At 70.1% G+C, this 9,140-nt stretch carries 2 protein-coding genes; both read right to left on the bottom strand.

The window, feature by feature from the left end; translation table 11 throughout:
* Positions 1-84: 84 nt before the first annotated feature.
* Entirely contained in the window at positions 85-2,325 is a 2,241-nt protein-coding gene (locus AB0P06_RS05090) for an Ig-like domain-containing protein (RefSeq protein WP_363605153.1), read from the bottom strand.
* Positions 2,326-2,933: 608 nt separating this feature from the next.
* Positions 2,934-8,639 (bottom strand): hypothetical protein, encoded by a 5,706-nt coding sequence (locus tag AB0P06_RS05085; RefSeq protein ID WP_363605151.1) that lies wholly within the window; start codon positions 8,637-8,639, stop codon positions 2,934-2,936.
* Positions 8,640-9,140 lie beyond the last annotated feature (501 nt).

Raw genomic sequence — 9,140 nt, 5'->3', positions numbered from 1 at the left:
CCGCCACCCCGCGCCCCCGCTCCGGCGCCTCACTTTGGCGTGAAGCCTCCGGGCCGCCCCGACTTGTCCGTCAGGGGGTGATTGCTACCTCTCGTCGGAGTGGAGCGACGGGCGGCGCCGTCCTCGGGCGGACACGGCCAGCACGCCGAGGGCGAGCAGCAGAGCCGCCGCGGTCCCGTACAGCAGCGTGGTGGCACCGGTGCTCGGGAGCGACCCGACGGGCGGCACCTTCGCCGTGACCTCGGCGTTCGAGGGCGGGGAGGTGACGGGGGCGCCGCTGGGCGGAGTGCCGGTGGCGATGGCGGTGTTGAGGATGGTGCCGGCGGAGATGTCCGCCCGGGTGACGGTGTAGGTGGCGGTGCAGGTGGTGGAGGCGCCGGGAGCGAGGGTGGTCTGCGGGCAGGTGGCCGTCGGGGCGGTGCCGGTGCCGGAGAAGGCCGTTTCGGTGACCTCGACGCCGGTGAGGGCGACGTTCCCGGTGTTGGTCACCAGGAAGGAGTAGGTGACGGTCTGGCCGGCGGCGGACACCGTCGTGGGCGTCACCGACTTGGCGATCGTCAGCATCGGCGTCCGCACCGCCGTGACCTCGGCGTTCGAGGGCGGGGAGGTGACGGGGGCGCCGCTGGGCGGAGTGCCGGTGGCGATGGCGGTGTTGGTGATGGTGCCGGAGTCGACGTCGGCCTGGGTGACGGTGTAGGTGGCGGTGCAGGTGGTGGAGGCGCCGGGGGCGAGGGTGGTCTGCGGGCAGGTGGCCGTCGGGGCGGTGCCGGTGCCGGAGAAGGCCGTTTCGGTGACCTCGACGCCGGTGAGGGCGACGTTCCCGGTGTTGGTCACCAGGAAGGAGTAGGTGACGGTCTGGCCGGCGGCGGACACCGTCGTGGGCGTCACCGACTTGGCGATCGTCAGCGCCGGAGCGGCCGGGGGCGTCGATGCGTTGAAGTTGTCGGAGCCCGTGACCTGGGCGCCCGAGGTGTCGGTGGCGGTGACCGTCGCGGTGTCGGTCTCCTGCGTGCCGGGCGGCATGCCCGGCACGGTCCCCGTGCAGTTGAACGTCGTGCCGGCCAGGAAGGGCCCGGCCCAGGTCGTGCCGGTGGCCGGACCGCCCAGGGCGGAGAAATCACAGGTCAGGCCGGTCAGCGCCGGCCCGGAGCTGGTCGTGTCGGTCACCGTGACGTTGTTGAGGCTGGTCGAACCGATGTTGGTGATGGTGATCGTGACGGGAATCGGGGTGTTGGGGTCGACCGGCTTGCCGGGGGCGGTGTCGTAGTCGCCCGCCGTCGGGCCGTCCGCGGTCGAGAACTTGATGACCGAGATGCTGTTCCCGTTCCCGGTGTTGTTCCAGCTCGGGTTGTCGAGCGCGGTGCCGGTGCTCGTCGGGCTGCCGTTCCCCATGGTGATCACGACGGTGTTCGAGAACTGCTGGAGGGCGTTGTCGGTGACCGTCACCGGGATGAGGATGCCGACACTCGTGTTCGCCGGGACGGTGACGGTGACCGAGAGGCCGGCCGCCGTGCACGAGTTCAGGGTCGCGGTGCCGGTGTAGGTGACGTCACCGCCCAACTGGTTGGTGGTGGTGTTGAGATTCTGCTGGCTGATCGTGGAGGCGGGGTTCGTCGAGTAGGGGAGCGTCAGCCCCGGGACGAAGGCGGCGCAGTTGAAGGCCTGGCCCGCCTGGGCCGTGTCCGTGATGAGCGCGGTGGTGGCCGTGGTGCTCGCCGGGGTGTGAATCACCCAGACGATGTTGGTGGCCGAGAAGGCCGTGCCGTTGTAGATGATCCCGTACTTCTGTGGCTGGGTGGGGTCCCGGGGCGGATTGGGGATGATGGTGACGGGGGTGGTGAAGCTCACCCCGGCGTTCGTCGTGTAGACCAGGTTCTGCGAGCCGGTCTCACCGGTCGACAACTGCGCGCTGGCCGTGGTCGTCCCGCAGACGTCCGTGTGCGTCTCCACGTACGAACCCATGGTGTACGTGATGACGGCGGGGTTGCCGGAGATCGTTGCGGTACCGATGACCGCGCCGGTGCTGTCCAGTACGTTCTGCGTACCGGAGGGGAAGTTCACCAGCTCCGGCGGCATGGCGATCGAGAACGTGTCACCCGCGTGGCTGCCGTTCGGAACACACCAGGTGATCTGGCTGGTGACCGGCGTCCCGTTCTGGAGCGGAGCCGAGGGCGAACCGGGCCAGGTGGTGGTGACGCCGGTGATCGCGTTGATCGATGCGCTGAACGCAGGCGTCTGCCCGCCGTAGATCAGCATGGCCGCGACCGCGGTCAGTACGACGACGGCCCGTCTGTATACGGGCCGCATCATCGCCAGCAAGGGCATCGCTTCTCCTAGGGATATCCAGCAATGTCCGTCCCCGGCTGTTCGACCGTCAGTGGCGCGGTCGAGCGGCGGAACGGGGCGGAGGTTGTCACTGTCCGATTTCGCCGACCCGAATTGCTCGGATGGCCTGTGCGCGCGTCTCGGCGCGCCGGCGGCGCCGGTCAGGCTATGGAGAATCTCGTGATCATTTGTGCATCCTCAGGCCGGTACACCCAGGGCGGTGCTTTCGGGATCCGGACTTGACCGCGGCTCCCTCCGGGGGAACTGACGGTCGATTCGGATCGCACGAGCGCAGCGAACGCGACTATTCGCATGAATTGGCTGATCTGCGGTTTTAACGCGCAGATATGCCAGACCTTGAACAGTGCACGCACGATTGTACTGAGGAGAGCATGATCGCTCGTCAATTCCCCATACCCGGCGTGCCGCCCATGCGCAAGTCGGGGCCGCCATCCATTCCAGGAAAACCGAAAACCGGCCCCGGCCACAGGGAAGCGCCGGAGCCGGGCCCGGGGCGAACCGGCCGCCGGGGGCCCGGCACGACGACGGCGGCCCGGAGACTGTTCGTCTCCGGGCCGCCGGTAGGGCCGTTCAGTGGATCACTCGGTCTACTCCGTTCCCTCCTCGGCGGCGGCCCGCAGGCGGCGCCGCCTCCTGGTGCTGACGATCAGGAGCGGCCCACCCACACCGAGCAGCACCGCGCCCACGGTCACGGCCAGCGGGATGCTCCCGGCGCCGGTCGGGGGCAGGTGCTCCGGCGGGACCGGGTGCTTGGTCGGGCGGGGCGAGGGGACGTGCGCGGTGACCGTCACCGTCGCCGACGAGGGGCTCGACGTGACCGTCTGCCGCCCGGGAGTGAGGCCGGTGGCAACGGCGGTGTTGGTGATGCACCCTTCCCTGATGTCCGCCTTGGTGACGGTGTAGCTCGACGTGCAGGTCATCGACGCGCCGGCCGCCAGCGTGGTGGAGGGGCAGGAGATCGCCGGGGGAGTACCGCTTCCGGAGAACGCCGTGTCCGTGACCGTGACATTGGTGAGGTTCTCATTGCCCGTGTTCGTCACGACGAACGAGTAGTCGATGGTCTGGCCGGCCCAGCTCACGGTCGTCGGCGTGGCCGTCTTCACCACGGTGAGACCCGCGCTCGGCGAGGTCGGCGAGGTGGTCACGGTGGTGGTGGAGGGTGGGCTGGTCACCGGGCTGCCGTTGGGTGGGGTGGCGGTGGCGGTTGCGGTGTTGTTGATGGTGCCGGAGTCGATGTCGGCCTGGGTGACGGTGTAGGTCGCGGTGCAGGTCATCGACGCGTTGGGTGCCAGGGTGGTGGCCGGGCAGGAGACCGACGGGGGAGTTCCCGTCCCGGAGAACGCGGTGTCGGTGACGCTCACGTTGGTGAGGTCGACGTCGCCGGTGTTGGTGACCACGAAGCTGTAGTTGATGGTCTGGCCGGCGGCGGTGACGGTCGACGGGGAGGCTGACTTCGTCAGGGTGAGGGTGGAGGTCTGGGTGAGGGGGACGGTGGCGGTGGACGGCGGGGAGGTGACGGGGCTGCCGGTGGGTGGGGTGCCGGTTGCGGTGGCGGTGTTGGTGACGGAGCCCGCGTCGACATCCGCCTGGGTGACGGTGTAGGTCGCGGTGCAGGTCATCGAGGCGCCGACGGCGAGGGTGGTGGAGGGGCAGGAGATCGACGGTGGGGTGCCGGTGCCGGAGAACGCCGTCTCGGTGACGGTGACGTTGGTCAGGTCCACGTTGCCGGTGTTGGTGACCACGAAGCTGTAGTTGATCGTGTCGCCGGCTGCGCGGTTCGTCTTCAGCGCCGGGCGGGAGTTGCCGCCGCTGCTGCCGCCGCCGTTGTTGCCGCCGCCGTTGTTGCCGCCTCCGCCGTTGTTACCGCCGCCTCCGCCGTTCACGCTGCCGGTCTTGACCACGGTGAGGGCGGGGGTTTGGGTGAGGGGGACGGTGGCGGTGGAGGGCGGGCTGGTGACGGGGGTGCCGCTGGGGGGTGTGCCGGTTGCGGTGGCGGTGTTGGTGACGGAGCCCGCGTCCACGTCCGCCTGGGTGACGGTGTAGGTCGCGGTGCAGGTCATCGAGGCGCCGACGGCGAGGGTGGTGGAGGGGCAGGAGATCGACGGCGGGGTGCCGGTGCCGGAGAACGCCGTCTCGGTGACGTTCACGTTGGTGAGGTCGACGTTGCCGGTGTTGGTGACTACGAAGGAGTAGTCGATGGTGTCGCCGGCTGCGCGGTTCGTCTTCAGCGCCGGGCGGGAGTTGCCGCCGCTGCTGCCGCCTCCGTTGACGGTGCCGGTCTTGGTGACGGTGAGTGCGGGGTTCTGGGTGGCGGTCACGGTGGCGGTGGAGGGGGGGCTGGTGACGGGGGTGCCGGTGGGTGGGGTGGCGGTGGCGGTTGCGGTGTTGTTGATGGTGCCGGAGTCGATGTCGGCCTGGGTGACGGTGTAGGTGGCGGTGCAGGTGACCGAGGCGTTGGGTGCCAGGGTGGTGGAGGGGCAGGAGATCGACGGCGGGGTGCCGGTGCCGGAGAACGCGGTGTCGGTGACGCTCACGTTGGTGAGGTCGACGTCGCCGGTGTTGGTGACCACGAAGCTGTAGTTGATGGTCTGGCCGGCGGCGGTGACGGTCGATGGCGTGGCCGACTTGGTCACGGTCAGGGTGGAGGTCTGGGTCAGGGGAACCGTCGCGGTGGACGGCGGGGAGGTGACGGGGCTGCCGGTGGGTGGGGTGCCGGTTGCGGTGGCGGTGTTGGTGACGGAGCCCGCGTCCACGTCCGCCTGGGTGACGGTGTAGGTCGCGGTGCAGGTCATCGAGGCGCCGACGGCGAGGGTGGTGGAGGGGCAGGAGACCGAGGGTGGGGTGCCGGTGCCGGAGAACGCCGTCTCGGTGACGGTGACGTTGGTCAGGTCCACGTTGCCGGTGTTGGTGACCACGAAGCTGTAGTTGATCGTGTCGCCGGCTGCGCGGTTCGTCTTCAGCGCCGGGCGGGAGTTGCCGCCGTTGTTGCCGCCGCCGTTGTTGCCACCGCCGTTGTTTCCGCCGCCGCCTCCGCCGTTGACGGTGCCGGTCTTGGTGACGGTGAGTGCGGGGTTCTGGGTGGCGGTCACGGTGGCGCTGGAGGGCGGGCTGGTGACGGGGGTGCCGCTCGGGGGTGTGCCGGTGGCGGTTGCGGTGTTGTTGATGGCGCCGGAGTCGATGTCGGCCTGGGTGACGGTGTAGGTCGCGGTGCAGGTCATCGAGGCACCGACCGCGAGGGTGGTGGCCGGGCAGGAGATCGACGGCGGGGTGTTGGTGCCGGAGAACGCGGTGTCGGTGACGCTCACGTTGGTGAGGTCGACGTCGCCGGTGTTGGTGACCACGAAGCTGTAGTTGATGGTCTGGCCGGCCGCGGTGACGGCCGACGGTGTGGCCGACTTGGTGAGGGTGAGGGCGGGGGTCTGGGTGAGGGGGACGGTGGCGGTGGAGGGCGGGCTGGTGACCGGGCTGCCGGTGGGTGGGGTACCGGTGACAGTGGCGGTGTTGGTGACGGAGCCCGCGTCGACATCCGCCTGGGTGACGGTGTACGTCGCGGTGCAGGTCATCGAGGCGCCGACCGCGAGGGTGGTGGAGGGGCAGGAGATCGACGGCGGGGTGCCGGTGCCGGAGAACGCCGTCTCGGTGACGTTCACGTTGGTCAGGTCCACGTTGCCGGTGTTGGTGACTACGAAGGAGTAGTCGATGGTGTCGCCGGCTGCGCGGTTCGTCTTCAGCGCCGGGCGGGAGTTGCCGCCGCTGCTGCCGCCTCCGTTGTTGCCGCCTCCGTTGTTGCCACCGCCGTTGTTTCCGCCGCCGCCTCCGCCGTTCACGCTGCCGGTCTTGGTCAGGGTGAGTGCGGGGTTCTGGGTGGCGGTCACGGTGGCGCTGGAGGGGGGGCTGGTGACGGGGGTGCCGCTGGGGGGTGTGCCGGTGGCGGTTGCGGTGTTGGTGATGGTGCCGGAGTCGATGTCGGCCTGGGTGACGGTGTAGGTCGCGGTGCAGGTGACCGAGGCGTTGGGTGCCAGGGTGGTGGCCGGGCAGGAGATCGACGGCGGGGTGCCGGTGCCGGAGAACGCGGTGTCGGTGACGCTCACGTTGGTGAGGTCGACGTCGCCGGTGTTGGTGACCACGAAGCTGTAGTTGATGGTCTGGCCGGCGGCGGTGACGGTCGATGGCGTGGCCGACTTGGTCACGGTCAGGGTGGAGGTCTGGGTCAGGGGAACCGTCGCGGTGGAGGGCGGGGAGGTGACGGGGCTGCCGGTGGGTGGGGTGCCGGTTGCGGTGGCGGTGTTGGTGACGGAGCCTGCGTCGACGTCGGCCTGGGTGACGGTGTAGGTGGCGGTGCAGGTCATGGACGCGCCGACGGCGAGGGTGGTGGAGGGGCAGGAGACCGAGGGTGGGGTGCCGGTGCCGGAGAACGCCGTCTCGGTGACGTTCACGTTGGTGAGGTCGACGTCGCCGGTGTTGGTGACGACGAAGGAGTAGTCGATGGTGTCACCGGCTGCGCGGTTCGTCTTCAGTGCCGGGCGGGAGTTGCCGCCGCTGCTGCCTCCGCCGTCGCTCACGCTGCCGGTCTTGGTCAGGGTGAGGGCGGGGGTTTGGGTGAGGGGGACGGTTGCGGTGGAGGGCGGGCTGGTGACCGGGCTGCCGGTGGGTGGGGTGCCGGTGACAGTGGCGGTGTTGGTGACCGAGCCCGCGTCGACATCGGCCTGGGTGACGGTGTAGGTCGCGGTGCAGGTCATCGAGGCGCCGACCGCGAGGGTGGTGGAGGGGCAGGAGACCGAGGGGGGAGTACCCGTCCCGGAGAACGCCGTCTCGGTGACGTTCACGTTCGTCAGGTCCACGTCGCCGGTGTTGGTGACCACGAAGGAGTAGTCGATGGTGTCGCCGGCTGCGCGGTTCGTCTTCAGTGCCGGGCGGGAGTTGCCGCCGCTGCTGCCTCCGCCGTCGCTCACGCTGCCGGTCTTGGTCAGGGTGAGGGCGGGGGTTTGGGTGAGGGGGACGGTTGCGGTGGAGGGCGGGCTGGTGACCGGGCTGCCGGTGGGTGGGGTGCCGGTGACAGTGGCGGTGTTGGTGACCGAGCCCGCGTCGACATCGGCCTGGGTGACGGTGTAGGTCGCGGTGCAGGTCATCGAGGCGCCGACGGCGAGCGAGGTGGAGGGGCAGGAGACCGAGGGCGGGGTGCCGGTGCCGGAGAACGCTGTCTCGGTGACGGTGACGTTGGTGAGGTCGACGTTGCCGGTGTTGGTGACGACGAACGAGTAGTTGATCGTGTCGCCGGCTGCGCGGTTCGTCTTCAGCGCCGGGCGGGAGTTGCCGCCGCTGTTGCCACCGCCGTTGCCGCCTCCGCCGTTGTTGCCGCCTCCGCCTCCGCCGTTCACGCTGCCGGTCTTGGTCAGGGTGAGTGCGGGGCTCTGCGTGGTGACCACGGTCGCGGTGGAGGGTGGCGAGGTGACCGGTGGGCCGGTGGGTGGGGTGCCGGTGGCGGTGGCGGTGTTGTTGATGGCGCCGGAGTCGATGTCGGCCTGGGTGACGGTGTAGCCGGCGGTGCAGGTCATCGACGCCCCCACCGCGAGCGAGGTGGAGGGGCAGGAGATCGACGGCGGGGTGCCGGTGCCGGAGAACGCCGTGTCGGTGACGCCCACGTTCGTCAGGTCGACGTTGCCGGTGTTGGTGACGACGAACGAGTAGTCGATGGTCTGGCTGGCGGCGCTGACGTTCGACGGCGTGGCCGACTTCACCACGGAGAGGGCGGCGCTCTGCGCGGCGGGCACGGTGACGGTGGACGGCGGAGAGGTGGCCGGGAGGCCGGCGCTCGGCTGCCCGGTCGCGGTGGCGGTGTTGGTGATGCTGCCGGCGTCGACGTCCGCCTGGGTCGTGGTGTACGACGCCGTGCAGGTCATCGAGGCGCCGGGTGCCAGGCTGGTGGACGGACAGGAGATCGATGGGGGAGTACCCGTTCCGGAGAACGCCGTCTCCGTGACCGCGACACTGAACAGGGGATCGGTGCCGTTGTTCGTCACCAGGAACGAGTAGTCGATCGTCTGGCCGGCCGCGCTGAAGGACGACTGCGCGGAGGTCTTCACCAGTGCCAGGGACGGCGCACGGACCGCGGCCGGCACGGTTGTCGGGAAGACGACGACGAGCGCCGCCGCCATGGCCACGGTCGTCACCAGCGCCGCGAGGCCCCGGAATGTGGTGGTCGTGGTTCTGACCAGGCCCGCCAGACGCTCGGCCACGGCGGTGACGCCGTTCGCCGAGGCTCTTGACGACCCTCGCACCTTGCCGACTCTCATCGAGGTTCTCCTCAACTCGTCATGAACGCGGGGGCGGCCGGCAAGGGCAGCGCAACCCGCGTGGATTTCTATGAAGGCCGCCTTCGCGCCGACCGTTGGCGGCCCCCACGACTGCTCTGGGCCGGGTGCCTTCTCGTAGCGCGCGAAACGCCGATCGCAAGCCGTATCCGCCCCGGCCGTACCAGTCGGCTGTCAGGGCGGAAAGAAGCACAGCGCATTAGCTATGGGCTTCTCGGCCTGCTGTGCTATCGCACCGGTGGGGTCGGGCCACCTATTCGGGCGCAGAAATTCATATCAACGGCGCTGGGGTGGGGCTGCTTGCCGCACTTGCCGCACCGGACCGGCCGGGGGTTCGCCGAATGGCGTACCGGGCTCATCCGGTCGGCCGACTGACGCCTCGTCGGCCCGGGGCCGGCCGGATGCCGGAGGCGGCCGAACGTGCGGCAGGGCCCCGCCGGTATTCGGCGGGGCCCTGTGGGGTGGTGCTCGGCGGTGCGGCCC

This window comes from Kitasatospora sp. NPDC088351 (assembly GCF_040685575.1).
Taxonomy (GTDB): Bacteria; Actinomycetota; Actinomycetes; order Streptomycetales; family Streptomycetaceae; genus Kitasatospora.
Note: the sequence above shows the minus strand (reverse complement) of the source record. Positions and strands in the feature narration are given on the sequence as shown.